Genomic DNA, 25,132 nt, shown 5'->3' with positions numbered 1-25,132 from the left:
GAGGCGGTTGTGATTGAACCGAGAAGCCGCGGCGTACTGGATTCCCCGCTTTCGCGGGGAATGACAGCGGAGATAAAGGCGACAGCGTCACCGCATCCGCCGACCATCCCGCTCACCCCGCCTTCCCCATATGCTCCAGCGCGTCCTCCGCGCGCAGCGGCACGCGCGAGGCCTCGTTGTTGAGGTCGACGAGCTGCACCAAAAGCCCCATCAGCGCCTTGCGGTCGGCGGGTTTCAGCGGCTCCAGCATCCGCGCCTGGGCGCGCTCGACGGCGGGGATGATCTCGCGCAGGATCGCGGCGCCCGATTTCGTCAGATAGAGCAGCTTGATCCGCTTGTCTTCGGGTGCCGGCTTGCGTTCGATAAAATCCTTGGCCTGCAGCCGCTCGATCACGCTGCCGAGGGTGGAGCGGTCGAAGGCGATCACCGCCGACAGCCGTGTCGCGTCGATGCCGGGGTGGGTGTGAATCGCGATCAGCGCCGCATATTGCACCGGCGTGAGATCGAACGCCTTGCACTCCTCCATGAAGATCGAGACTGCGATCTGCTGCATGCGCCGGAACAGATAGCCCGGCGCGGCATAGACCGCGTCGATCGTGATCGGAGGGGCGGGCTTACTCGGCATCGGGCTGCTTCTCCGGCGCGGCGTTTGCGAAGGCCGGCAGCGCCTTTGCCGCAGCCTCCGCCTTCAGCAGCCGCGGATAGGTCGACACATCGACGCCGAAGCGGCGGGCATTGGCGAGCTGCGGCACCAGGCAGAGATCGGCGAGCGTCGGCGCATCGCCGAAGCAGAACGGCCCCGGCTCGTCCCTGATCAGCGTCTCGCAGGCCGACAGCCCCTCGCGGTTGACCCACGCCGCCCAGTCCTGGACCTTCTCCTCGGCGAGCCCAAGCTCGCGCAGCCGCGCCAGCACCTTCAAATTCTGCACCGGGTGGGTGTCGCAGGCGATCGCCAGCGCGAACGCCCTCACCTTCGCGCGCCGCAGCGGATCCTTCGGCAGCAGCGGCGGATTGGGATGCGTCTCGTCGAGCCATTCGATGATGGCGACCGATTGGGTCAGCACCGCTCCCGCATCGTTCTCCAGCGTCGGCACCAGCCCTTGCGGATTGATGGCGAGATAGGCGGGCGCACATTGCTCGCCCTTGCGAAGATGATGCGGCAGGTGCTGGGCGCCGAGGCCCTTGAGGTTCAGCGCGATCCGCACCCGATAGGCGGCGCTGGAGCGGAAATAGCCGTGCAGCTTCATCGGAACCCTCCCTGTATTTTGTTCGTCATTCCGGGGCGACGCGTTAGCGTCGAGCCCGGAATCCATAACCACGATCGGGAGTATGGATTCAGGCCTCGCGCCTTTCGGCGCGCCCCGGAATGACAGCGGCTTTGTAGGCCGTTCGTCACGTTGACGCTACCTAGATCGTCAGTATACTGTCAATCAACAAAACGAACGGGAGCCGCACCATGGAAGCCGTGACCAAGACGCCGGAACGCGAGGCCTTCTACAAGAAGATTGACGGCGAAAACCTCACCGCGCTGTGGACGGTGATGAGCGATTTGATCACGCCGGAGCCGAGGAGCGCCTGCCGGCCGCATCTGTGGAAATTCGACGTCATCCGCGACTACATGACGGAAGCAGGCCGACTGATCACGGCCAAGGAAGCCGAGCGGCGCGTGCTGGTGCTGGAGAACCCCGGCCTGCGCGGCCAGTCGAAAATCACGACCTCGCTCTATGCCGGCGTGCAGATGGTGGTGCCCGGCGACGTCGCGCCCGCACACCGCCACAGCCAGTCGGCGCTGCGCTTCGTGCTCGAAGGCAAGGGCGCTCACACCGCGGTCGACGGCGAGCGCACCGCGATGGAGCCCGGCGATTTCATCATCACGCCGTCGATGACCTGGCACGATCATTCCAACGAGACCGACCAGCCGATGTTCTGGCTCGACGGCCTCGACATCCCGCTGGTGCAGTTCTTCGACTGCTCCTTTGCGGAAGGTTCCAAGGACGACCAGCAGAGGATCACAAAGCCCGCCGGCGACAGCTTTGCGCGCTACGGCCACAATCTGCTACCGGTCGACGTGAAGCGATCGTCCAAGACCTCTCCGATCTTCAGCTATCCCTATGCCTACACCCGCGAGGCGCTGGAGAAGGCACGCGCGAGCCAGGAGTGGGACGCCTGCCACGGATTGAAGCTGAAATTCAGCAATCCCGAGACCGGCGATTTCGCAATGCCGACCATCGGCACCTTCATCCAGTTGCTGCCGAAGGGTTTCAAGACCGCACGCTACCGCGCGACCGATGCGACGGTGTTCTGTCCGATCGAGGGCAAAGGACGCAGCCGGATTGGCGATGCCGTTTTCGAATGGGGCCCGCGCGATCTGTTCGTGGTGCCGAGCTGGCAGTGGGTGACGCACGAAGCCGAAGACGACGCCGTGCTGTTCAGCTTCTCGGATCGCCCGGTGCAGCAGAAGCTGGATCTGTTTCGGGAAGATCGCGGGAATGCGTGAGCCGCCGGTTTCGTAGGGCGGGCAAAGGCGCCCTTGCGCCGTGCCCACCACACTTCAGCGACTGATGAAGAGATGGTGGGTACGCTTACGCTTTGCCCACCCTGCAGTCGCGCGGGTTGCGGCTACCGCCAGTGCAGCAACCGCGTCTCCAGCCAGCCGATCACCTTCCCCACCACAAGCCCGAACACCGACAGGATCACCACGCCCGCGAGCAGCTGGTCCGTCTGCATCAGATTGCCGGCCTGAAGCACGAAGGCGCCGATGCCATACTGGGCGCCGATCATCTCGGCACTGACGACGAGCAGCAGTGCGACAGACGCGGTGATGCGGAAGCCGGCGAGGATGGCGGGCAGCGCGCCGGGCCAGATCACCTTGCGCACGATGGTGGCGAAGGGAACGTTGAAACTCTGCGCCATGCGGATGAGGTTGCGCGGCACCGCATCGACGCCGCTATAGACCGAGATTGCGGTCGAGAAGAACACGCCGAGCGCAATGGTCGCGATCTTCGGCTCTTCGCCGATGCCGAGCCAGAGAATGAGCAATGGCAGAAGTGCGATCTTCGGGATCGGGAACAGCGCCGAGATGAAGGTGATGCCGACGCTGCGCGCAAGCCGCGACAGGCCGATGGCGAAGCCGACCGCGACGCCGGCCGCCGTTCCCAGCACCCAGCCGACGCCGATGCGCAGGATCGAGGCCGACAGATGCTGCCACAGCGCGCCTGACATCGCGAGCTCGTAGATCGCGCGCGCGATCGCAGCCGGCGCCGGCAGGAACAGCGGATTGACGAGCCCGGCGCTGCCGGCCGCCTGCCAGATCGCGATGACGAGGGCGAGCGCGATCCAGCCGCCGAAGCGGCTGCTGGCGGGCACGAAGCCGGCGCCGCGAAAACGGACGCGCCGCGTCGTGTCGTCCTTCGCAGACGTCCCCGCGCGATCAAGCATGCTGGACCTCGCGCTCGGCGTCGATCGCCTCGTTGCGGATCAGCGACCAGATCTGGTTCTGAAGCGCCAGCAGCTTTTCACGCGCAGCGATCTCGCCGCGCTCGGTGCGCGTCATCGGTACGGCCACGACTTCGCGAATACGGCCCGGCCGCCGCGACAGCACCACGATGCGGTCGGCGAGCCGTGCGGCTTCCTCGAGATTGTGGGTGACATAGACTGCGCCCATGCCGCCATCGGCGAGCAGGCGGACGAAGTCTTCCATCAAAAGTTCGCGGGTCTGCGAATCCAGCGCCGACAGCGGCTCGTCCATCAGCAGGATGGCGGGCTTGACCGCAAGCGCGCGCGAAATGCCGACGCGCTGGCGCATGCCGCCGGAAAGCTGCTTCGGATAGGTTGTGCGAAAATCGGTCAAGCCGGTGCGGCGCAGGGCATCGTCGACCAGCGCGCGGCGCTGCACGGCCGAGAGCTGGGTATGCAGCAGCGGGAATTCGACATTCTCCTCCACCGTCGCCCAGGGCAGCAGCGCGAAATCCTGGAACACGAAGGTCAGCGGATTGAGACTGTCCGCCGGCGGCGATCCGCGCAGCTCGGGCGCGCCCGACGATGGCTGCAACAGTCCGCCGAGAATCGACAGCAGCGTGCTTTTGCCACATCCCGAAGGCCCGACGATCGCCACCACCTCGCCGGCACCGACGGTGAAGGAAACGTCGTCGAGCACGGCGAGGTCACCGAAGCGATGGCTGATGTGGTTGGCGATCAGGTCCATAAGCTGCGTTCTACTCTCAATCCGCCTTCACAAAATCCTTGGCAATGATCGTGTTCACATCAAAGCCCTTGTCCGCGAATCCCTGCTCTTGGAGCCATTTGATCTGGTTGTCGACGTTCTTGACGTCCAGCTTGCCGTCGGGATCGATATAGGCGCAATTGCCGACCACCTGCTCGACCGGCAAATTGGTGTATTTGGCGATGATCTCCAGCAGCGGCCTGGTCTTGTCGTTGATGGGGGCGACGCCGTCCTTCATGGCTGCGAGGATGACGTCGTGATATTCGCGGTCGGCTTTCGCGAGCACGCCGAGAAATTTCGTCACCAGCACCTTGTTGGTCAGCGTCTTCGGCGAAGCGAACACTGCGCCGAGCTGCCACGGCGTCTCGTCGCCGACCCATCCCAAAAACTTCGCGCCGCCTTCGTCCATCAGCTTTCGCGCGGTGGAGATCGGCAGCAGCGCCGCATCGACCGTCTCGCCCTTCAAGGCGGCGGCCGCGTTCGACAGCGATTGCAGCGGCACGATCTTCACGTCGGCGAGCTTGAAACCGTATTTGTCGGCGAGCAGCCCCAGCGAATAGTGGAAGGACGAGCCAACCTGCGTCACGGCTACGCGCTTGCCCGCGAGGTCCTTCGGCGTCTTCAGCCCGGCGGCATAGGCGTTGTTGCTGGCGAAATAGCCGATCAGGGGATAACCGGCCTTCTCTCGGCTCATGCCGCCGATCACTTTCAGCGTGCCCTTGCCGGCGAGATTGTAGAGACCGGCGGTGAATGCGGTGACGCCGAAATCGACGTCGCCCGATGTGGTCGCCACCGCGATCGGCTGCGCCGCATCGAAGAACTTCAGCTCGACGTCGAGACCGGCCTCGCGGAAATAGCCCTTGTCCTGCGCAATGAAGACGGGCGCGGACGACGACAGGCGGAGCACGCCGACCCTGGCCTTCAGCGCGTCTTCGGCCCGGGCCGTGCCCATCGCTGTGATCGCCATCAGGCCAGCCAGTGCGAGCCGCGCAATCCCGATCATTCCGTCTCCTCCGTCGTCGTTCTCTCGGTCGTAATGTTACAACCGTCACAAACCTTCAGGCACGGGCTGGTCCCGCCCGATGAAGGCGCCCTGTTGTTTCAACGTTTCCTGTAATTTTTCAATGGGGATATCGCGCGGGATGCGGTTTCCTGAGAGCGCGAGCGCCGCGGCGGAACCGGCGGCCTCCCCCATCACGAAACAGGCACCGGACACCCGCGCCGCCGACTGGCCCTCATGGGTCATCGAGGCGCAGCGGCCGGCGACGAGGAGATTGTCGACGCCCTCGGGCACCAGCATCCGGTAAGGCAGCTCGTTATAGCCGCGCGATTCCGGGATTGGCGGGAACGTGAAGACGACGTCGCCGGGAACATGGGCCTCGATCGGCCAGCCATTGACGCCGATGGAATCCGCGAACGAGGCGCAGCCGAGCACATCCTCGCCGCTGAGCTGGTAGCCGCCCTTGATGCGGCGGGTCTCGCGGATACCGAGCTGCGGCGGCAAATCGACGATGTAGGACTTTTCGAAGCCCGGCACGGTGCTGCGCAGGAACTCGAATGCGGCCAGCGCCTGCTTGCGGCCCTCGATCTCGCCGCGGGTGAGGTCGTCGGGCTCGATGCCGTTGATGGCATGGCCGTCCTCACGCGCCACTTGGGTGAAATTCACCCGCCATTCGATGCCTGATTTCTGCGGCCGCACGATTGCGCTCTTGCGCGGGAATGTGTGGGTGCCGGCGGCGATCGCCTTCTCCATCAATTGCGGGATGGTGCGCCAGGCATCGCCAGCCTTCTCGGGATCGATGCCGTTGAGGCGGAGCATCATCGAGGGGTACATCGGATGGCCGTGCTCGTCACCGAGCTCGAAGGGCGCCCCGGCCCAGACCGCGAGGTCGCCGTCGCCGGAGCAGTCGATAAAGATCTCGGCGCGGACGGCCTGCCGTCCGGCCTTGGTCTCGACCATCAGCGCATCGATGCGGCAGTTGTCGCCCATCACGACGCCGGCACCGAGCGCATGGAAGAGGATGTGCACCTTGTGGCTGGCGAGCAGCTCGTCGGCCGCGATCTTGTAGGCCGCGGTGTCATAGGCCTGGGCGAAGACCTTGCCGAGGATCAGGTGCGGTGCGTTGAGGCCGTTCAAATGATCGATCCGCGCCAGCAGATCGGACGCCATGCCCTGTACCAGCCGGTGGGCCTGGCCGTAGACATTGCCATGCAGGCCGCAGAAATTGGTGACGCCGGCAGCCGTGCCCATGCCGCCGAGGAAGCCGTAGCGCTCGATCAGCAGCGTCTTTCGTCCCGCGCGCGCCGCTGACGCCGCCGCCACGATGCCGGCGGGTCCGCCGCCGAGAACGACGACTTCATATTCGCCGTAGAGCGGCACCTGGCGTGCCGGTTCTTCGATCATCATGGCCCGCATGCGCGTCCGCTCCCAAAATCTCTTGCTTGAAGCCGACTATGAATTAACGCAGGGCGAGCTACAATCCACCAAAATACGCGATCAGCTTTCTCGAATCGAGAAAGGTCGACATGGACATCCTGGTGAACCTTCAGGCCTTCCTCGCCACCGCGGATACGGCCGGATTCTCCGCCGCCGCGCGCAAGCTCAATGTCTCGACCTCGGTCGTGGCCAAGCGCGTCACGCAACTGGAGGCGCGGATCGGCGCGCCGCTGTTCCATCGCTCGACCCGGCAATTACGCCTGACGGAAGCCGGCCAGCGCTATGTGCATCGCGCCCGCAGTGTCGTCGCCGATGCCACCGACCTGCTCTCGCGGATGGGCGAGAAGGGACACGATCTCGTCGATCACCTCCGCATCAAGGCGCCGACCTCGCTCACCGTGGCGCGCCTTGCCGACGCCTTCAGCGCCTTCCAGACGCAGAACCCGCGATTGAAACTCGAGATCGTGCTGATCGACCGCCCGGTCGATCCCGTCACCGAAGGCTTTGACATCGCCATCGGCGCCTTCCCTCATTCCTTCGGCGGTGTGGTCGACGAGCCGCTGTGTCCGCTGAAGCGGCTGCTCTGCGCCTCACCGGCCTATTTGAAGAAGCACGGCGCGCCAAAGCACCCGCGCGACCTTGTCGACCATCGCTGCCTCAGCTTCCTGCCGACGGGACCGGAGTGGATCTTCGACGGCCCGCGCGGGCGCATCAGCATCCAGGTCAGCCCGCTGCTCTCCTCCAACGAGGGCCATGTGCTGGCGCGCAGCGCGATCGCCGGCAACGGCATCGCGCTGATCTCCCATTATCTCGTGGCGGATGCCCTGCGCGACGGTACGCTCAAGCCGGTGCTGCGCGACTTTCCAATTCCCGAGCTGTGGGTCAAGGCCGCGATCCCCGAGCGGCGGCGCAACGCCGCCGCGGTGCAGGCGCTCTTGCGCGAATTGAAGAGCGCGCTGCTACCGGTGCTGTAAGGCCGCCTCGTTCGCCCCCGTGGCGTCCCCGGTTTTCCCGGGGTTCAGGCCGCCGAGCGGATGGTGTGGAGGAAATCGTCGACGTTCGACCTCATCGAATCCGCCTGCTGCTTCAGGGCGGCTGCGACCGTCAGGGCGGCTTCGGCGCCGGCGTCGGTCTCGCCTGCCACGGCGCGCACCTGCCCGATTTCCTGCGTCACCGCCGAGGTGCCGTTGGCCGCCTCTTCGACGTTGCGCGCGATTTCGCCCGTGGCCGCGCCCTGCTCTTCGACGGCCGCGGCAATCGCCGTGGCGATGTCGGCCATTTCCTTGACGGTGGAGCCGAACTGCCTGATCGCCTGAACCGATTGGCCGGTCGCACTCTGGATCGTCGCGATCTGGCTGGCGATCTGCTCGGTCGCCTGCGCCGTTTGGGTGGCGAGACTCTTGACCTCGCTGGCGACGATCGCGAAGCCCCGGCCGGCGTCGCCGGCGCGCGCCGCTTCGATGGTCGCGTTCAGCGCCAGCAAATTGGTCTGGCTGGCGATGGCCTGAATCAGCTGAATGATGGTGCCGATCTTCTCAGCCGCATCCGACAGCCCATGCATCAATTCTGAGGTGCGGTTGGTCTCGTCGGTCGCCCTGTTCGAGACCGCGACGGAGCGGTGCACCTGGCTCGAGATTTCACGGATCGAGGCCGCGAGTTGCTGGGTGGCGGAGGCGACGGTCTGCACATTCATCGATGCCTGCTCGGCGCGGGTCGCGACCGCTTCGGCGAGCCCGCGTCCGCGTTCGGCGACCTTTGCCAACTCCTCGGCGCTGCGCCCCATGTCGTCGGCACGGCCGCCGACACCGGAAATGACTCCCTGCATGCCCTGCTCGAAGCGGCCGGCAAGATCCGACATCATGCGGGCGCGGTCAGCCTCGCTGGCTTCGCGCTGTGCCGTCGCCTCGCCTTCCATGCGGCGAACCGCCAGCGCGTTTTCGCGGAACACCTCGACGGCGCGCGCCATGCGGCCGATTTCGTCGCGCGAGTCGCCGCCGGGGATCGGCTCATCGAGCTCGCCCGCCGCCAGCGATTGCATCCGGTCGGTCATGCTGCGAATCGGACCGGACACGCTGGCGCCGATCAACCACGCCAGCACCGCTCCCAGCAGCAGCGCGCCGGTCGCGGTCGCGATGACGGTCTGCTTGGTCTGATCGACCGCTGCCGCGGTCTTGTCGCCCTGCTCGGCGCGCACAGTGCCGAGCTTCGCGTTGATCTTGTTGACGTGGTCGTCGATGGCCGCACTGGCCTTCTTCAATTCGGCCTGCCTGGCGCGCAGATCGGCGGCCACCTTGATGACCTCGTCCAGCGCGGCCGCGTCGGCAGTGATCGCGGTCTTGAGCGCGGCGACCAGCGCCTTCAGTTTGGCGTCGTTCGCCCCCGCCAGCTCAGCCTCGGTGTCCGCGATCGCCAGCTGGGCGTAGGACAAGGCCTGCTTGGCGTCGTCGGCATCGCCCGTCGACAAAGTGGAGCCATAGCGCATCACGGTGATCCGCAGTGCGTCAACGACGCCGGCCAGACGCATCGGGTTGACCAGCCGTTCCGCGTCTTCGGACCGGTTGGCGAGCGCAACCTGAATGCCGCTGACATTGAGGCCGGCGGCTGCACCCTGGGCGTCGGTTTTCGTGGTCGCGGCGCGCAGCCGATCCGCCGCCTCCGCTGCCGCGGTGAACGACGAGCGATAGGTTTCCAGCGCGGTCTTGACCGGGCCGATGCCTTCCGCGATCGCTTGCAGCTTGCCGAACTGCCGGTCGACCTGATCGGCCAGTTTGCCGACGCCGTCGATCGCCTTGGCCGCGGCATCCTTGTCGCCGACATTCCAGGTTCGGATGAATTTCTCGACCGCCGAGTTCGCCTCCAGAAGCGCGGCCCGCGCCTGTGACATGCCGGCGTCGCCGGCAGCGCTGGTCACGAGCTCATTGACCGTTCCGCCGATCCGCTCGACCTGGACCATGGCGAAGCCCCCGAGCAGGACCAGAAAGCTGAGAACCAGCGCGAAGCCGCCGAACACGCGCGGACGAACGCCGACGCGGGACATCATGTGCGATAATTTCATGGCAAATCCGAAATTCTTCAACGGGTGGAGCGGATGGCGGCGAGCAGATCCTTGCCGAACCGCTTCTCGAATTCCTGATCGAGCGGTTTGACCGCGTCGACGAACGGCTGGCGATCGAATGTCTCGATGACGTCCATGCCGCCGCTACGCACCTGCTCGAGCGACGCGGCATCGAGCTTCGCCTGCCAGGTCGCCTCCGCTCCCTCCTTCGCCAGCGCGATCAGCATGGCCTGGTCGGCCGGCGGAAGCTGTTCGAACATGGCACGGTTGGCGACGAATGCGATCGGCGCGAAGAAGTGACCGGTCAGCGTGAGGTATTTCTGGACTTCGTAGAGCCGGGAGCCGGCGATGGTCGGCACCGGATTTTCCTGCCCATCGAGCCGGCCGTCCTTCAGCGCGGTATAGACCAGCGGAAATTCCATCGGGACCACTTCGGCGCCGAGCGCCTTGAACGTCATCTGGTAGATCTCGTTCGGAATGACGCGAATCTTGAGCCCTTTGATATCCTCGGGCGAGCGAACCGGCCGTTTGGAATTCGTGACGTTGCGAAATCCCTGTCGGCCGATCGCCAGCAGCGTCAGCCCCTTGTCGGCGAATTTAGTGGCGATCGCCGCGCCGGCCGGACCTTGCGCCACGGCCTTCGCGTGGGCTGTGTCGCGGAACAGGAAGGGAATGTCGAACACGCCAAGTTCGGGGACGACCGAACTGACCACAGACCCCGACAGCACCGCCATATCGACCGAGCCGGCCCGGGTCGCCGCCAGGATGGCGTTCTCGCTGCCGAGCGCGTTGGTGGCCCGCTCGTCGATCACGATGCGCTTGCCGGCCGACGCCACCAGCTTCTGGCGAAACTCATCGGCTCCGATTTGCTGCGGGCTCCCCAGCTGGGAATTGAACGCCAGAGAGATCAATCGCGGTGAAGCGGCAGCCGATTGCAGAACCAGCAGCCCCGCCGCCGCGGCGACGATCGATCCGGCTTTCCAAAGTCCCAAAACTTGTCTGTGCATTCGACACCATGGCGTGACAATTGTCGTAACCCTAATGGCGGGGAATGATTGAACCCTTAAGGAAGGCCCCGCGGAATTACGGAGATTCGCCTCGATCCGCCGCCGACGAGATTTGGGACAGAGGTCCGATGCAGATGGTATCGGATTGCTATGTGATAATGAGTGGTTCGGGGGAATGACGATGGGATCAAGGATAAACGTGGCCGCCGCCATCGCGATCGGCATCATGGGCGGTACGGCCCCGGCCCGCGCCGAGGTCGCGCAATGCCGGCTCATACAGGCCAAGCCGGAGCGCGAAGCGTGTTACCAACGTCAGGAAGCCGCGCTGGCCGCCAAGCGCAAGCCGGAGCCGAGCGCGGAAAGCAAGACGCTCGAATCGATGCGCCAGATGCGGCAGGACGACGATGCCGTCTATCGCAGCATCAACAACATCTGCCGCGGCTGCTGAGATCGCAACCGAGCTCAAGGCGCCTAACGTTCCGACTGATTTCGATAGATCAGTGAGATCACGAAGGCCTCGATCGACCTGCTGCCGGGAGGCAATGGCGGGAACGGTTGTGCCTGCCTAAGGGTATTGAGCGCCGCCTCATCCAGCATGGCCGAGCCTGAGCTGGTTTTCACGCTGCTCGCCGCGAGCAATCCCCAGCGGGTGATGCTGAATGCAAGCTCCGCCACCCCTTCGACCCTGTCGCTGACGGCCTGCCGCGGATAGGACTTTTCGATTTGCAGCCGCGCAACCAACATGCGGCCGTATTCATCGATGGATTTCACACCTGCGCCCTTCGCCGCGCGCACATTGTCACGCGCCAGCGTGCTGCGGCCGTCGCTCGGGTCACGCTTGAGCAACCGGTCATAGTCCGCGATCGCGAGATCGAATGCCTTTTTCCGGCTGTAAGCCCATGCGCGATCCGCATAGGCGTCCCCGGAACGAGGATCGAGCTTGATCGCCCGTGTCATGTCGGCGATCCCAGCATCGAACTGTCGCAGCAAAACGTATCTCCGCCCCCGGGACAACAGGCGCGATGGCGCCGGATCAAGCCGGAGCGCCGCATCGAAATCCTTGAACGCGGCGTCATCTTCGAGACGGTACCAGTGCAGGAAACCGCGATGCATGAAGGCGTCAGCATTCCCCGGATGATTTGCAATCGCTTCGTCCAAATCGGTCAAGGCATGTGCGAAGTCGTCCTTGTCAAAATAGGCATCGGCGCGGCGGGCCAGCAGTCGGGATCGGCTCTCCTTGTTCTTCTCCTGATCGAGCAGTCTTGTGCAGATCTCGATGCGTATGTTGGAGGCAACCTTCTCGTCATTGCAGACGACGCTGTCATCGGAGCTTGCATGACCGGGCCAGATTGCGACGAGCAACGGCAGTGCAAGAATGAACTTCCGACGCATGACCTCTCAGCCCCCACACTCTCGATAGTGGTGGCCATCCAGCACATCGCCGGAGCAAAATCTACCCTTGGTTGCTCCAACGCCCCGCGCGCTTTTCGGCGAACGACGCTAGGCCCTCCGCCGCCTCCGCGCTCTGACGCTTGACCGAATGCAGGTGCACGAGCCGCTTGTACGCGGCATCGTCCACCGCCATCCCGCCAAACGAGCTCTCCAGCGCGAGCCGCTTGGTCTCGGCCATCGCCTCCGGTCCGTTGGCAAGGAGCTGCTCGACCACCTTGGCGCCGGCAGCCTCCAGCTCGGCGAGCGGGACGACCTCGTGGACGAGGCCGATGCGGCGGGCGTCTTCGGCGCCGAAGCGTTCGCCTGTCAGCGCGTAACGGCGGACTTGCCGTACACTAATGGCATCGCAAAGCTGCGGGATGATGATCGCGGCGGTCAGCCCCCAGCGCACCTCCGTGATCGAAAACAGCGCATTGTCCGCCGCGATCACGACGTCGCAAGCGGCAATCACGCCGGTGCCGCCGCCAAAACAGCCGCCCTGTACCAGCGCGATGGTCGGGATTGGCAAGGTATTGAGCCGCTGCACGGCCTCGAAGGTCGCCCGCGACGCCGCCTCGTTCGCCTCAGCCGATTGCGGCCGCACGCCGTTGATCCATTTGAGGTCGGCGCCGGCCTGGAAATGCTTGCCATTGCCCCGGAGCACGACGACGCGAAGGTTGGACTTCCTGCCGAGATCGTCCATGGCCGCGAGCACGCCTGCGATCAATGCGCCGTCATAGGCATTGTTCACTTCAGGCCGGTTCAACGTGACGGTCGCAACCCCACGCTCATCGAGGGTCCACAGGACGGGGTTGGCAGTCATCGGCGATCCTCCGGTCATCTTGTTTGCCGCCCACTATGGCTGAGGCAACTCATCCCGATCCATATCTTTCCGGCGTAGGGCGGCCGCGTCCATCGCATGGCGGCTTGTGTCATGCTGCTGCCGGGCGACATCACGGGATCAGGGACGGGACATCACACCATGCGCATCTGCATTTTCGGCGCGGGCGCCGTCGGCAGCCATATCGCGGTCAGGCTGGCCCGCGCCGGCCATGAGGTCTCGTGCGTGATGCGCGGCGCCCATCTGGAGGCGGTCCGCGCCAATGGCCTGAAGCTGCGCGTCGGCGATTCCGAGGTCACCGCCAAGGTGAACGCCTCCGGCGATGCGGCCCAGCTCGGCCCGCAGGACGTCGTGATCAGCACGCTCAAGGCGACCGCGCTGACGGGCCTGGTCGCCAGCATAAAACCGCTGCTCCATGACGACACCGCGATCGTCTTTGCGCAGAACGGTATTCCCTGGTGGTACGGCATCGGCCTGCCGCCGCGGCATCCGACGCCGCCCGACATTTCCTTCCTCGACCCCGGCGGGCGCTTGCGCGCTTGCATCCCGAAAGAGCGGATCGTCGGCGGCGTCGTCTTCTCCTCCAACGAGGTGACCGCGCCCGGTGTGGTGCAGAACCTGACGCCGGACCGCAACCGCCTGCTGATCGGCGAATGCGACGACCGCAATTGCGAGCGCATCACCAGGCTTCGCGGCGTTCTCAACGATGCTCGGCTGGAATCGCCGCCGGTGGCGGAGATCCGCGAGGCGATCTGGTCAAAGCTCCTGACCAACATGTCACTGTCGGTGCTGTGCCTGCTCACCGGCCAGACCGCGCGCGGAGTGCGCGACGACCCGGCCTTTGCCGAGGTCATTCCGCGCATGCTGAACGAGGCTAACGACATCGCGCAGCACTTCATCCCCGAGGTCAAGCGCGTGACGCGCAGCGGCCCCGCCCCCAACCACAAGCCGTCGCTGCTCCAGGATTACGAGCTCGGCCGCGCCATGGAGATCGACGTGCTGGTGAAGGCGCCCGCCGCCTTCGCCCGCACCGCCGGCCTGTCGACGCCGACGCTCGACCTGATCGCCGCGCTCGCGATCCAGAAGGCGCGGGACAAGGGGCTTTATTCCGCTTGAGCCTTAAGCGAGCTCATCGATCCAGGCCGCCAGCGTATCGAGCACCTCTGTGAGGGCCTCTTCATTCGTCCGGCCGGACTTCTTCAGCACCGCGAAGGAATGATCGCCGCCGGCGACCTCGTGCAGCGTCGCCTTCGGGCCGAGCTGCGCGATCACGGGCTTGAGGAGGCCGAGATCGGCAAGCCCGTCACGCGTGCCTTGCAGGAACAGCATCGGGATCTCGACATGGACCAGGTGCTCGGCGCGCTCCGTCGACGGCTTTTTGTCGGCGTGCAGGGGAAAGCCGAGGAAGGCGAGCCCTTTGACGTCAGGTAGCGGCGCCTTGGACTGCGCCTGCGAGGTCATGCGCCCGCCGAACGACTTTCCGCCGGCAACGAGCTTCAAGCCGGGGCAGAGCCGCGCTGCCTCCTCGACGGCCGCACGGATGGCGGCATGCGCGACCGCAGGCTGATCGGGACGCCCCAGCCTCTTCTCCATGTAGGGGAAATTGAAGCGAAGCGTCGCAATGCCTCGACCGGCGAGCCCCTCCGCAATCTTGTCCATCGATGCATGGCGCATGTCGGTACCGGCGCCGTGCGCAAGGACGTAGCAGGCGCGCGCATTGTCCGGCTGCGTCAGGATCGCCGAGACCGTGCCGATGCGCTCGATGTCGAGCTTGAGCTCCTGCATTTTGACAGCCAAGATCAGACACCCCGACAGACGCGTTTTCCGGCCGCCTTGGTAGCGTCACCGGCGCAGCCTGAAAACACAATAATTGCCGCCGCCGACCAGCCTACCAAGGCCGGAAAGCCGCATTGACCGAGGTGACCATGTCCTACCGCTCCTCCTGGATGACCGAAGAGCTCGAAATCTTCCGCGACCAGTTCCGGAAATATCTGGCCAAGGATCTGGCGCCGCATGCCGAGAAATGGCGCGAGCAGAAGATGGTCGACCGCTTCGCCTGGCGCGGGCTCGGCGAGATGGGCGCCCTGCTGGCGAGCGTGCCGGAGGAATATGGCGGCCTCGGCGCCACCTTCGCCTATGACGCCGCCGTGCTCGACGATCTCGAAAGCACGGTGCCGGAGCTCACCACCGGCGTCTCCGTGCACAGCGCCATCGTCGCGCACTACATCCTCAACTACGGCTCGGAGGAGCAAAGGAAGCGCTGGCTGCCGAAGATGGCTTCCGGCGAGATGGTCGGTGCCATCGCCATGACCGAGCCCGGCACCGGCTCGGACCTGCAGGCCGTCAAGACCACCGCGAAGAAGCAGGGCAATTCCTACGTCATCAACGGCCAGAAGACTTTTATTACCAACGGCCAGGCCGCCGATCTCGTCGTCGTGGTCGCGCGCACCGGCGATGTGGGTGCCAAGGGCATTTCGCTGATCGTGGTCGAGACCGCGGGCGCGGACGGCTACAAGCGCGGGCGCAACCTCGACAAGATCGGCCTGCATGCCTCCGACACGTCAGAACTGTTCTTCGACAACGTCACGGTGCCGCCGGAAAACCTGCTCGGCAAGGAGGAAGGCCAGGGTTTTGTCCAGCTGATGCAGCAATTGCCGCAGGAGCGCCTCGCGCTTGCGGTTGGCGCGGTCGCCTCGATGGAGCGCGCGGTCAAGCTCACCACCGAATACACCAAGGAACGGAAGGCGTTCGGCAAGCCGCTGATGGATTTCCAGAACACCGCCTTCACGCTCGCCGAGCGCAAGACCGAAGCGATGATTGCGCGCGTCTTCGTCGACTGGTGCATTGAGCGCCTCGTCGCCGGGGATCTCGACACCGTCACGGCGTCGATGGCGAAATACTGGTGCTCGGACAAGCAGGTCCAGACCGCCGACGAATGCCTCCAGCTGTTCGGCGGCTACGGTTACATGCAGGAATACCCGATCTCCCGCATCTTCATCGATTCCCGCATCCAGAAGATCTATGGCGGCACCAACGAGATCATGAAGCTGCTGATCGCGAGGTCGCTGTAGCTCTGTTCATCGCGCACGCCAATCGCGTGGGCGGCAGCCGAAGCGCCGCTTGAAGCGCCGCGCGAAGTGGGAGAGATCGGAGAACCCCCAGTCGAAGGCGATAGCGCCGATCGCGCGGCCGCCCGATGCCGGATCCTTCAGGTCGGCCGCCGCGCCCACGAGGCGGCGATCGATCACGTAGTCCGAAAATGTCGTGCCGGAGCGTTCGAACAGCTTGTGGACATAGCGCTCGCTGATGCCGACGGAGCCGGCGACCGCCGCGACCGTCAGTCCCGGCTCGCGCAGCCGCTCGTGAATGGCGCGGCGCAGCGCCAGCACGGTCGCGTCTGCAAAGCTTGCGGCTTCCGCCGTCTGCGCCCGCGAGCGGCGCGACAGGCTGAGCGCAACGAGATCGAGCAGCACGTCGAACAGCCGAATGCTGTCCTCTTCCGCCATCCGCAATGCGCCGGCGTTGAGGGAGCGCGCGGTCTCGACGATGAGGTGACCGACATGGGGATCGTCGGAGACGCGCTCGGCCCTGAAATCGAACGACGGCGGCAGCCGGTCGCGCAGGGCGCGCGACGGCACCCAGAACGAAGCGACCCCCAGCATCGGACCGCGATCGTGCAGCAGCGTCACCTCGCGGTCGCTGTCGACGATGCCGACCTGGCCGCGCGACAGGCTGACCTCGCTGTCGCCCTGGAGCATGCGGCAGCGCCCGGCCAGCTTGAAGTTGAGATAGAAGCAGCTCTCGGTCGATGCTGCGATATCGGCGCGCGAGCGATTGACGGTATGCTCGGGAAACATCACCCGGTTGATTGCGCCGGCGCCGAGCCCGATCGTCTCCACCTTCGCAGGGAAGCGCGACGTCGTCGCCGATTCCGGCGTCAGGTTCATGAATGCCTGGCAGATCGCCTCGCGGTAATAGGAAAACTGCTCGTCCGGCCGCGTCACTGCGGTGTTCCAGACGACGTGCCGCGGCCGGCTTGTGACCTGCTCCATCAGTTCGCTCCGAGACCAATCCGGTTCAGCGCCAGCCAAGCGGAAAATGGCCGGCCGGTTCACACTTCGCACAACAAGAATTGTCCGCTGCGCCTCGCGAGCGCCGCAAAGGACCCACGTCATGCCGATCTAACCACACCCTCGGGAGCAGCTACAACATGTCGACCTACGTTCTCGTCCATGGCGCCTGGCACACCGGTGCCGAGTTCGAACCCGTCGCGGCCCCGATCCGCGCCGCCGGCCACAAGGTCTATACGCCGACAATCAAGGGCAATCGCCCCGGCGATGCCAAGACGACCGGGCTGAAGGACGCGATCCAGTCGATCGCCGACTATCTCGCCGAAAACAATCTGAAGGACATCGTCCTGCTCGGCCATTCCTATGGCGGCATGATCATCACCGGCGTCGCCGACCTCGCGCCCGAGCGCATTCGCCGCCTGGTGTATTGGAATGCCTTCGTGCCCAACAACGGCGAATGCCTCAACGACATGGTGCCGCCGCACTTTATCGGGCTGTTCGAAGCGATCGCGGCCGAACGCGGCGACAGCTCTGTGGTGTTGCCCTTCCCGATCTGGCGCGAAGCCTTCATCAACAATGCCGATCTCGAGACCGCGCAGCGCGCCTATGACGTGCTCAACCCGCATCCGTTCGCGACTTTCACCGACAAGATCGCGCTCAAGACCAATCCGGCGGAGATGCCGCTGGCAAAGTCCTACATCAACTGCACCGAGGACGTCGCGATGCCGCACAGCCATCCCTGGCATCCGCGGCTCTCGGAGAAGCTCGGCCTGTTCCGTCTGGTGCAGGTGCCGGGAAGCCACGAGCTGTGCTTCTCCGATCCGGCGCGGCTGGCCAAGGCGATCATGGAGGCGGGGCGCGACTGACGCGCGTCCGTCAAGAGCGCGACGACTTTCGACGATTGCTCCTACCGCCGGCTTCGGCGGCACAGCCCTTGCTTGTCCGCTAACGAATCCAGATCGGTAGAAGCAACCCCTGCTTGTCACGTGTGGCTCCCCGCCATACGCTGCCCGTGTTCGGCAACCGCCATCTGGTTTCGTTTTGCGTCAAGTCAGGAGAAGCGAATGGTTCACGTCTCGCGACGGAAACTGCTTCAGCTTGCGGCTGTTGCGCCATCGGCACTTCCTCTGGCCTGGACGTCGGTTGTATCTGCCGCGACCGGAAAGAAGACCCTGAGCGCGGTGATGCAATCGGACCTTCGCGTCACCGACCCTGGCTTCACGACAGCCATCATCACCCGCGACCATGGCTACATGGTCTACGATACGCTGCTCGGCATCGATTCCAGCTTCAAGGTGCAGCCGCAGATGGCCGACTGGACAGTGTCCGCGGACAAGCTGACCTACACCTTCACCTTGCGCGACGGCCTGAAGTGGCATGACGGTGCACCGGTGACGGCCGAGGATTGCGTGGCCTCCCTGAAGCGCTGGGGTACGAGCGTCGACGGCATGGCGCGCAAGCTGATGGACTTCACGGCCGGTATCGAAGCCGCGGACGCCAAAACAATCGTCTTCAAGCTGAAGGAGCCCTATGGCCTGGTGCTGGAGACGATCGCCAAGCCATCGTCGGTCTGCGCCTTCATGATGCCCAAGCGGCTTGCTGAAACCCCGATCACCAAGCAGATTCCCGAGCAGATCGGCTCCGGCCCGTTCAGATTCGTCGCGGCCGAATTCCAGCCCGGCGTGAAGGCCGTCTACGAAAAGAACACCGACTATGTGCCGCGCAAGGAGCCGGCCGAATGGACCTCGGGCGGCAAGGTGGCCAAGGTTGACCGGGTCGAGTGGATCACGATGCCGGACGCGCAGACCGCGCTCAACGCGCTGCAGTCAGGCGATGTCGATTTCGTCGAGACGCCGCCATTCGACATGCTGCCCGCGCTCGAGTCCAATCCGGACATCAACGTATCCATCCTGAACAAGTTCGGCTTCCAGTCGTTCGGCCGGATGAATTTTCTGCATCCGCCATTCGACAATGTGAAGATCCGCCGCGCCGCGATGCTGGCGATCAACCAGAAGGACGTGCTCGACGCGCAGATCGGCAATCCCAAATACTACAAGCTGTGCGGCGCGTTCTTCATCTGCGACACGCCGCTCGCCAGCGACGCCGGCGGCGAGACCCTGATAAAGGGCAACGGCATGGCGGACGCCAGGAAGGCGTTGGCCGAGGCCGGTTATGACGGCACGCCCGTGGTGATCCTGGCGCCGACCGATCAGATCCTGCTGAAGGCGCAGCCGGTCGTGGTCGCACAGCTGTTGCGCGACGCCGGCTTCAAGGTCGATCTGCAGGCGATGGACTGGCAGACCGTGGTCACCCGCCGGGCAATCCAGAAGCCGCCGAAGGAAGGTGGCTGGAACATGTTCTTTACCTACCAGGGCGCCGCCGACTCCTTGAACCCGCTGGTCAACGTCCCGATGGTCGGCAAGGGCACGAGTGGCGGCTGGTACGGCTGGTCCGAGGACCCCAAGCTCGAGGAGTTGCGCGATTCCTTTGCCCGCGCGACCTCGCCCGAGGAGCGCAAGAAGATCGCGCTTGAGGTGCAGAAGGAAGCCTACGACCAGGTGATCTACGTCCCGCTCGGCCAGTTCCAGGCGCCGAGCGCCTGGCGCAAATCGCTCACCGGCGTGATCGACGGCCCGGCGACGCCGATGTTCTGGAATGTAGACAAGAACGAGTAGCTTCCTCTCCCCGTTCTCACGGGAAGAGGCAAAGCCCTAATTCGGATGCCACCAGCGGCCGCCGATCACGACGCCCTCGGAGACGATCTTGCGATCCCCGATCAGGTGCTCGCCGACGACGTCCTCATAGTCGAACTGGCCCTGCCTGACCGTAACAAGCGTGGCGTCGCCGACGCTACCGGGCTTGAGGCTGCCGAGCTCGGGACGCCGCAGCGCCATGGCCGCGTTCACCGTCGAGGCGGCGACGACGTCCGACAGCTCCATGCCCATGCACAGGAATTTCGACATGGTCGTGACCTGGTCGAACGCCGGGCCGTCGATGCAGAGCTGATGGATGTCGGAAGAGATCGTGTCGGGATAGAAGCCGTTGGCGAGCATCGCGCGCGCGGTCTTGAAGGCGAACGAGCCCTTGCCGTGGCCGATATCGAACAGCACGCCGCGCTCGCGCGCGTCCAGCACCGCCCTCTTCACTGTGCCTTGCGCGGTCGCCGGCGTGTTGGGGAAGGGGCGGAACGCATGGGTCAGCACGTCGCCCGGACGCAGGCGGCCCAGCACCTCCTCGTAGCTCGGCGGCGGATGGTCGATATGCGCCATCAGCGGCATGCCGACCTCGTTCGCGACCTCGAGCGCGATGTCGAGCGGCACGATCCCCGACGTGCCCGAGGAGTGCAGCCCCACGCGCACCTTGATGCCGACGATGAGGTCGCGGTTGGCATCGGCCACCTTGGCCGCCTCGATCGGGTTCATCAGCCGCAACTCCTCGCTCTCGCCGACCATGATCCGGTGCGAGAAGCCGAAGATGCCGGCATGCGAGACGTGCAGATAGGCGAGGATGCGGACCTGGCTCGGCTCGATCACATGCTTGCGGAAGCCCGCGAAATTGCCGGGACCGGCACTGCCGGTATCGACCGCAGTGGTGACGCCGGAGAGGCGGCAGAATTCCTCGGCATCGATGCCGAGCGAGGTGCCGCCCCAATAGACATGGGTGTGCAGATCGATCAACCCCGGCGTCACGATGTAACGCGAGACGTCGCGCACATCGGTGCCCGGATCGGCCTTGAGCCCGGTCCCGACGGCGGCGACCTTGCCGCCGGCAAAGGCGATGTCCGTCACGGCATCGAGCTTCTGGGACGGGTCGACCACACGGCCGCCGCGCAGGATCAAGTCGAAAGGCATTGTTGTCTCCGGATGGGGTAGCGAGGCGTGGCCGGCACGTCGGCAAGGCCAGGAAGGACGTCTTTCGCTTCTAGCAAATTTTGCGCCGACGAGCGTGGCAAACTGCGACGATTGCCCATGACAAAATGGCGATCCCGGGACGACTCGAACTTTCAACCCATGTTTTACGAAACCGCTCTCAGGTCAACAATATCAGCGGCCTGTTCGCTCGGATTCCGGCTTCACGTGCGAAGCTGAAACATCCGCGGCCTATTGAAAAGACGGCGAGCGCGCATCCGGCAAACATGGAGTCGTCGGCAGGTCTCGGGCCAATGAGTGTCCGGCAAAGGTCGAGACGTGGCCGACATCATGTAGCTGGAGAAAAAACGATGGAACGACTGAAATTGCTTGGCGTGATCGCTCTTTGCGCAACCTTGGCGCCGGGAGCGGCCGCCTCTGCGCGCGGCGGCGGACATGGGGGCGGTGGACATGGGGGCGGTGGCGGACATTTCGGAGGCGGCGGCGGATTTCACGGTGGTGGGCACTTCGGAGGCGGCGGAGGCTTCCACGGCGGAGTTGGTCACTTCCGGGCCGCCGGCGGCTTCCATGCGCCACGTCCCGTCGCGGCCGGCGCCGGCTTCCATGGCGGTCAATTCCATCATGCCGGATTCCGGCATCGCTACCGCCACGCATTTGCTTACGGCGGGGGTCTTGGCCTTGGCGGCGCCTTAGCGCTGGGCGCCTATTCGGGCTGGCCTTACTATGGCGGCTACGACGACGGCTACTACGGCGATTACGACGACTCCGCTGATGGCTCGTCCTATTGCGAACAAAAATATCGGTCGTACGACCCGGCTTCGGGAACGTATCTCGGCTACGATGGCAAGCGACACCCCTGCCCATAGCTCGATGTGGTGATGTCTTCGAGCCGTGCTCGCCGGCACCTTGGGAATCCCTGAGATCGCTGACGACGCACGGCTCGAATTGCCGGCGCGTTGCTGTTGCCAGTCTCCCCAAAGCAATATGGTTGTGACGAATGTCGTTGGGAGGCTGCTGATCAATCAGCTCATGATGCGTAGCGTTGCGAAACCACCACGCTCCGCCCCTGGCGGCATCAAGCTAAGTCATCGAAAAGCTGGCGATCCCGGCATGACTCGAACATGCGACCTACGGTTTAGGAAACCGCCGCTCTATCCGGCTGAGCTACGGGACCGCGGAACCCGCTGGTATGGGTTCGATCCCGTCATAGCAGAGCAAAATGCGGTTCGCCAGCCGCAAGGCGGGCCGGATCATCGTCAACCTGAACGGGGCGGCTATACAATCGCTTCCAGGCCCCTCTCGGCGGAGCAGCTCACATGATCGAAAGCATCAGTGCCATCACGCTCGGCACGCATGACATGGGGCGCGCCGTGCACTTCTACCGTTCGCTGGGGTTCGAGCTCCTGTATGGCGGCGAAGCCGCCGCATTCACCAGCTTTCGCGCCGGCACCGGCTATCTCAACCTGACGGCGCAGCCGGACGACAAGCGCTGGTCCTGGTGGGGCCGCATCATCTTCTACGTCGCCGATGTCGACGGGACCTACGAGCGCGCACGCGCCGCCGGATGGCAGCCGTCGACCACGCCGCGCGATGCAGAATGGGGTGAGCGCTACTTCCATCTCACCGACCCCGACGGCCATGAGCTCAGTTTCGCGCGGCCGTTGTCCTGACCGAATAAGTCACATCCGCTGACGTTCCCAACGCGCAGTAGCGCTGTCTCAGCCGCCGTGGCAAGCTCGGCGCGGTTGCCTCAAGCGAGAATTGGATCTGGGTTCTAACCAGGGAGGACGACCATGGTAACCTATGTCGTGCTGGGAAGCTTCACTGATCAGGGAGTCCGCAACGTCAAGGACTCGCCGAAGCGGGCCGACGCCTTCAAGGAGATGGCCAAAACGTTCGGCGTGACCGTGAAAGAGATCGTCTGGACGCAGGGACGATATGACGTTGTAACCGTTCTCGAGGCTCCAGATGAGGCTGCCGCGATGTCGCTCAGCCTTAGTCTCAGCGCACTCGGCAATGTCCGCACCGAAACGCTGCGCGCGTTTTCGGCGGCAGATATGACAAAGATCGTCGGCAAGATGCTCTGACGCTCAAGCCCGCGCGAGCGCACTGGACCCGGGATGGCAATCCCGGGAATAGGCCTCTCATGCCCTGATATTGTTCTCGCGCACCACCTTGCCCCAATAGGCGACCTGCTTGTCGAAGAAGCTCTTGAAGGCGGCGCCGTCCTGGAGCAGCAGCGTCATCTGCTGGGTCTCCTTGAGCTGGGCGGCGGTCGCGGGCTCGCTCAGGATCTCCCTGGACGCCGTCGCCATGGCCGCGACGATATCCGGCGGCGTGCCCGCGGGCGCGAAAACGCCCCACCACGCCAGCGTCTCAAAGTCCGGAAAGCCGGCCTCGATCGCGGTCGGCGTATCCGGTAAGCCCGGCAGCCGCTCGCGGCCGAGTTGCAGGATCGGCCGCAGCATGTTGGTGCCGAGTTGGGCCGAGACCAGCGCCGCCGATCCCGCGATCAGATCGACATGGCCGCCGAGCACGTCGTTCATCGCCGGGCCGCCGCCGCGATAGGGCACGTGCATGATCTCGACGCCGGCCTTGGTGCCGAGCACCGTCATGGCGAGATGGCCGAGCGTGCCGATGCCGACGGAGGCATATTTCACCGCGCCGGGCGTCGCCTTGCAGGCGGCGACCACGTCGGCAAAGCTCTTGTAGGGACGGCCGGCGCCGGCGGCGATCACGTAGGGCGCGGTGCCCACCAGCAGCACCGGCATCAGCTCGCGCTCGACATCGACCGGCGGCTTGTCGAGGATGGACGGGATCACCGCGTGGGAATCGAAGGTGACCAGGAACGTCGAGCCGTCCGGCGGGCTCTTGGCAACCTGCGCCGCGCCGAGCGCGCCGGCGGCGCCCGACTTGTTCTCGACCACGACGATGCGGTTGAGTTTTGTCTGTAGATTGGCCTGCAACAGCCGCGCCATCGCATCGGTCGATCCGCCCGGCGGAAACGGCACCACCAGAGTAATCTTGCCGGCCTGCGCCACCGCTGGCGCGATTGCGAGAATAGCGGGCGCTGCCAGCAGCGTGCGTCGTGTGATCGTCATAGTCCCCTCCCCTTTGGTTTTGCGCCTGGCTTTTTGCTCTTTGGCGCTTAAGTCGTGCCGAAGCCCGACCCCGCTTTTTTGTATTCTGGCCGTGGTGGACTGAAAATGTCCAGCACGCGGGCCCCATCGGGGCCGGCGCGCATCGTGTGCGGCACATTGCCGGGCGTGCGCCAGAAATCGCCCTTCTTTACCGGAATTTCCTCATCGCCCTGGACGCGGATGGCGGAGCCGTCGAGCAGCACGCCCCATTGCTCCTCGGGATGATGATGCAGCGTGCCCTGCGCATGCGGGGCCAGCGTCACCACCGACAGCATCGCCTGCTCGCCGGAAAAGATGCGCGTGGTCACCCCCGCCGCGAGCTCGCGGAAGAGGCCATCGCTGGGATCGTCGATGTTGTGAAATTCGTCCTTCTGGCTCAAGCCGCCCTCCCCTTCATTCTGATCCGATCAGGATTTGCCATAGGAGCCCTGGTAGCGGCCCTCGCGGATCGCCTTCATGGTCTCCTCCTCACGCGCGACCTGGGCGCGGACGGCTTCCAGCAGCGCCGCGGCGCCGGCGGCGGGGAACGACACCACGCCGTCCTCATCGCCGACGACGATGTCGCCGGGCGAGATGACGCTGCCGCCGATCGTAACAGGCACGTTGATCTCGCCGGGGCCGTTCTTGTAGGGGCCGCGATGGATCACCGCGCGGGCGTAGCAGGGAAAGTCGTCAGCGGCGAAGGCCGCGACATCTCGGATCGCGCCGTCGATGACATAGCCTTCGGCTTTGCGCCACTGCGCGATGTTCTTCATGATCTCGCCGACCAGCGCGCGCGTCTCGTCGCCACCGCCATCGACCACGATGACGTCGCCGGGACCGACCAGTTCAAGTGCGCGGTGGATGGCGAGATTGTCGCCGGGGCGGGTGCGCACGGTGAAGGCCGTCCCCACCAGCTTGCCGCCGCGATGATAGGGTTTCAGCCCGACCGCGCCCGGCAACCGGGCGAGATTGTCTGAAATGACCGAGGTCGGCGCGCCGCGAAAACCCTCGATGATCTCGGCCGGCGGCCTCGGCACGCTGTTCGCTGCGATGGTGATCGTCATGTCTCAATCCTTCT

27 protein-coding genes and 1 tRNA gene are annotated in these 25,132 nt (G+C 64.9%); 10 read left to right on the top strand and 18 right to left on the bottom strand.

Annotated features, from left to right (window positions below):
* Positions 1 to 112: 112 nt before the first annotated feature.
* Both AB7245_RS03610 and maiA read right to left on the bottom strand, forming a co-directional pair.
* Complete coding sequence (locus AB7245_RS03610) at positions 113 to 625, bottom strand: MarR family winged helix-turn-helix transcriptional regulator (RefSeq protein ID WP_063980684.1); 513 nt, start codon at positions 623 to 625, stop codon at positions 113 to 115.
* The gene (gene maiA / locus AB7245_RS03605; protein WP_063980683.1) at positions 615 to 1,247 is read right to left on the bottom strand and encodes a maleylacetoacetate isomerase; all 633 of its coding nucleotides are present in this window, start codon (positions 1,245 to 1,247) and stop codon (positions 615 to 617) included. The genes AB7245_RS03610 and maiA overlap by 11 nt, the downstream gene beginning before the upstream one ends.
* Before the next feature lie 209 nt (positions 1,248 to 1,456).
* On the opposite strand from maiA, the gene gtdA reads away from it, so the two are divergent.
* A complete protein-coding gene (gene gtdA / locus AB7245_RS03600; protein ID WP_063980682.1) occupies positions 1,457 to 2,497 on the top strand; it encodes a gentisate 1,2-dioxygenase in 1,041 nt (346 codons plus the stop codon).
* A 122-nt stretch (positions 2,498 to 2,619) separates the two neighbouring features.
* On the opposite strand, the gene AB7245_RS03595 is transcribed toward gtdA, so the two are convergent.
* Genes AB7245_RS03595 through AB7245_RS03580 form a run of 4 tightly spaced genes read right to left on the bottom strand, consistent with a single transcriptional unit; the run spans position 2,620 to position 6,638 of the window.
* The gene (locus AB7245_RS03595) at positions 2,620 to 3,438 is read right to left on the bottom strand and encodes an ABC transporter permease (protein WP_063980681.1); all 819 of its coding nucleotides are present in this window, start codon (positions 3,436 to 3,438) and stop codon (positions 2,620 to 2,622) included.
* Positions 3,431 to 4,204, bottom strand: coding sequence for an ABC transporter ATP-binding protein (locus tag AB7245_RS03590; RefSeq protein ID WP_063980680.1), 774 nt, complete (start codon positions 4,202 to 4,204; stop codon positions 3,431 to 3,433). The genes AB7245_RS03595 and AB7245_RS03590 overlap by 8 nt, the downstream gene beginning before the upstream one ends.
* A 16-nt stretch (positions 4,205 to 4,220) precedes the next feature.
* Complete coding sequence (locus tag AB7245_RS03585) at positions 4,221 to 5,225, bottom strand: ABC transporter substrate-binding protein (RefSeq protein ID WP_063980679.1); 1,005 nt, start codon at positions 5,223 to 5,225, stop codon at positions 4,221 to 4,223.
* Between the two features lie 45 nt (positions 5,226 to 5,270).
* Positions 5,271 to 6,638, bottom strand: a complete 1,368-nt coding sequence (locus AB7245_RS03580) for an FAD-dependent oxidoreductase (RefSeq protein ID WP_063980678.1) — start codon at positions 6,636 to 6,638, stop codon at positions 5,271 to 5,273.
* A 110-nt stretch (positions 6,639 to 6,748) separates the two neighbouring features.
* Here AB7245_RS03580 and AB7245_RS03575 point away from each other — a divergent pair, with 110 nt between their 5' ends.
* Positions 6,749 to 7,633, top strand: a complete 885-nt coding sequence (locus AB7245_RS03575; protein ID WP_063980677.1) for a LysR family transcriptional regulator — start codon at positions 6,749 to 6,751, stop codon at positions 7,631 to 7,633.
* A gap of 44 nt (positions 7,634 to 7,677) precedes the next feature.
* Here AB7245_RS03575 and AB7245_RS03570 read toward each other — a convergent pair whose 3' ends face one another.
* Positions 7,678 to 9,714, bottom strand: coding sequence for a methyl-accepting chemotaxis protein (locus tag AB7245_RS03570; RefSeq protein ID WP_231143802.1), 2,037 nt, complete (start codon positions 9,712 to 9,714; stop codon positions 7,678 to 7,680).
* Between the two features lie 17 nt (positions 9,715 to 9,731).
* A complete protein-coding gene (locus AB7245_RS03565; RefSeq protein WP_231145451.1) occupies positions 9,732 to 10,721 on the bottom strand; it encodes a TRAP transporter substrate-binding protein in 990 nt (329 codons plus the stop codon).
* 199 nt (positions 10,722 to 10,920) lie between these two features.
* Between AB7245_RS03565 and AB7245_RS03560 the strand changes: the two genes are divergently transcribed.
* Positions 10,921 to 11,169, top strand: a complete 249-nt coding sequence (locus AB7245_RS03560; protein WP_231143801.1) for a hypothetical protein — start codon at positions 10,921 to 10,923, stop codon at positions 11,167 to 11,169.
* A 23-nt stretch (positions 11,170 to 11,192) separates the two neighbouring features.
* On the opposite strand, the gene AB7245_RS03555 is transcribed toward AB7245_RS03560, so the two are convergent.
* Together AB7245_RS03555 and AB7245_RS03550 are read right to left on the bottom strand one after the other, a co-directional pair.
* The gene (locus AB7245_RS03555; protein ID WP_439033890.1) at positions 11,193 to 12,113 is read right to left on the bottom strand and encodes a TonB family protein; all 921 of its coding nucleotides are present in this window, start codon (positions 12,111 to 12,113) and stop codon (positions 11,193 to 11,195) included.
* Between the two features lie 61 nt (positions 12,114 to 12,174).
* A complete protein-coding gene (locus tag AB7245_RS03550) occupies positions 12,175 to 12,975 on the bottom strand; it encodes an enoyl-CoA hydratase-related protein (protein WP_063980674.1) in 801 nt (266 codons plus the stop codon).
* 159 nt (positions 12,976 to 13,134) lie between these two features.
* Here AB7245_RS03550 and AB7245_RS03545 point away from each other — a divergent pair, with 159 nt between their 5' ends.
* Positions 13,135 to 14,109, top strand: a complete 975-nt coding sequence (locus tag AB7245_RS03545) for a 2-dehydropantoate 2-reductase (protein WP_063986031.1) — start codon at positions 13,135 to 13,137, stop codon at positions 14,107 to 14,109.
* 3 nt (positions 14,110 to 14,112) lie between these two features.
* On the opposite strand, the gene AB7245_RS03540 is transcribed toward AB7245_RS03545, so the two are convergent.
* Positions 14,113 to 14,790, bottom strand: coding sequence for an alpha/beta hydrolase family protein (locus AB7245_RS03540; RefSeq protein ID WP_063980673.1), 678 nt, complete (start codon positions 14,788 to 14,790; stop codon positions 14,113 to 14,115).
* A gap of 128 nt (positions 14,791 to 14,918) precedes the next feature.
* Here AB7245_RS03540 and AB7245_RS03535 point away from each other — a divergent pair, with 128 nt between their 5' ends.
* The gene (locus tag AB7245_RS03535; protein ID WP_063980672.1) at positions 14,919 to 16,064 is read left to right on the top strand and encodes an acyl-CoA dehydrogenase family protein; all 1,146 of its coding nucleotides are present in this window, start codon (positions 14,919 to 14,921) and stop codon (positions 16,062 to 16,064) included.
* 6 nt (positions 16,065 to 16,070) lie between these two features.
* On the opposite strand, the gene AB7245_RS03530 is transcribed toward AB7245_RS03535, so the two are convergent.
* Positions 16,071 to 17,045, bottom strand: coding sequence for a helix-turn-helix domain-containing protein (locus tag AB7245_RS03530; RefSeq protein WP_439033889.1), 975 nt, complete (start codon positions 17,043 to 17,045; stop codon positions 16,071 to 16,073).
* Between the two features lie 158 nt (positions 17,046 to 17,203).
* Here AB7245_RS03530 and AB7245_RS03525 point away from each other — a divergent pair, with 158 nt between their 5' ends.
* Both AB7245_RS03525 and AB7245_RS03520 read left to right on the top strand, forming a co-directional pair.
* Positions 17,204 to 17,929 (top strand): alpha/beta fold hydrolase, encoded by a 726-nt coding sequence (locus AB7245_RS03525; RefSeq protein WP_439033888.1) that lies wholly within the window; start codon positions 17,204 to 17,206, stop codon positions 17,927 to 17,929.
* A gap of 198 nt (positions 17,930 to 18,127) precedes the next feature.
* Complete coding sequence (locus AB7245_RS03520) at positions 18,128 to 19,738, top strand: ABC transporter substrate-binding protein (protein WP_063980669.1); 1,611 nt, start codon at positions 18,128 to 18,130, stop codon at positions 19,736 to 19,738.
* A gap of 36 nt (positions 19,739 to 19,774) precedes the next feature.
* Here the strand turns inward: AB7245_RS03520 and AB7245_RS03515 are convergent, their stop codons facing one another.
* Positions 19,775 to 20,914 (bottom strand): amidohydrolase/deacetylase family metallohydrolase, encoded by a 1,140-nt coding sequence (locus AB7245_RS03515; RefSeq protein ID WP_063980668.1) that lies wholly within the window; start codon positions 20,912 to 20,914, stop codon positions 19,775 to 19,777.
* A gap of 221 nt (positions 20,915 to 21,135) precedes the next feature.
* A complete protein-coding gene (locus AB7245_RS03510; protein ID WP_231145503.1) occupies positions 21,136 to 21,555 on the bottom strand; it encodes a hypothetical protein in 420 nt (139 codons plus the stop codon).
* A gap of 72 nt (positions 21,556 to 21,627) precedes the next feature.
* Between AB7245_RS03510 and AB7245_RS03505 the strand changes: the two genes are divergently transcribed.
* A complete protein-coding gene (locus AB7245_RS03505; RefSeq protein WP_231145450.1) occupies positions 21,628 to 21,798 on the top strand; it encodes a BA14K family protein in 171 nt (56 codons plus the stop codon).
* Between the two features lie 231 nt (positions 21,799 to 22,029).
* Here the strand turns inward: AB7245_RS03505 and AB7245_RS03500 are convergent.
* Positions 22,030 to 22,106: transfer RNA gene (locus AB7245_RS03500), tRNA-Arg, on the bottom strand.
* 142 nt (positions 22,107 to 22,248) lie between these two features.
* On the opposite strand from AB7245_RS03500, the gene AB7245_RS03495 reads away from it, so the two are divergent.
* Together AB7245_RS03495 and AB7245_RS03490 are read left to right on the top strand one after the other, a co-directional pair.
* Positions 22,249 to 22,602: a VOC family protein gene (locus tag AB7245_RS03495; RefSeq protein WP_063980666.1), complete on the top strand. Its 354-nt coding sequence runs from the start codon at positions 22,249 to 22,251 to the stop codon at positions 22,600 to 22,602.
* Between the two features lie 123 nt (positions 22,603 to 22,725).
* Positions 22,726 to 23,019: a GYD domain-containing protein gene (locus tag AB7245_RS03490; protein ID WP_063980665.1), complete on the top strand. Its 294-nt coding sequence runs from the start codon at positions 22,726 to 22,728 to the stop codon at positions 23,017 to 23,019.
* 57 nt (positions 23,020 to 23,076) lie between these two features.
* Here AB7245_RS03490 and AB7245_RS03485 read toward each other — a convergent pair whose 3' ends face one another.
* From AB7245_RS03485 to AB7245_RS03475, 3 genes are read right to left on the bottom strand one after another with little or no spacing between them, the layout of a single operon-like run.
* Positions 23,077 to 24,033 carry a tripartite tricarboxylate transporter substrate-binding protein gene (locus tag AB7245_RS03485; protein ID WP_063980664.1) on the bottom strand — a complete coding sequence of 319 codons (957 nt, stop codon included), beginning with the start codon at positions 24,031 to 24,033 and terminating at the stop codon, positions 23,077 to 23,079.
* A 47-nt stretch (positions 24,034 to 24,080) separates the two neighbouring features.
* Positions 24,081 to 24,452 carry a dimethylsulfonioproprionate lyase family protein gene (locus AB7245_RS03480; RefSeq protein ID WP_028159929.1) on the bottom strand — a complete coding sequence of 124 codons (372 nt, stop codon included), beginning with the start codon at positions 24,450 to 24,452 and terminating at the stop codon, positions 24,081 to 24,083.
* 27 nt (positions 24,453 to 24,479) lie between these two features.
* Entirely contained in the window at positions 24,480 to 25,118 is a 639-nt protein-coding gene (locus AB7245_RS03475) for an RraA family protein (protein ID WP_063980662.1), read from the bottom strand.
* Positions 25,119 to 25,132: the final 14 nt, after the last annotated feature.

The organism is Bradyrhizobium sp. 604_D8_N2_3 (assembly GCF_051810765.1).
In the GTDB taxonomy this organism is placed as follows: Bacteria; Pseudomonadota; Alphaproteobacteria; order Rhizobiales; family Xanthobacteraceae; genus Bradyrhizobium; species Bradyrhizobium barranii.
The sequence above is the reverse complement of the archived record's forward strand: the minus strand, read 5'-3'. Positions and strand labels throughout refer to the sequence as shown.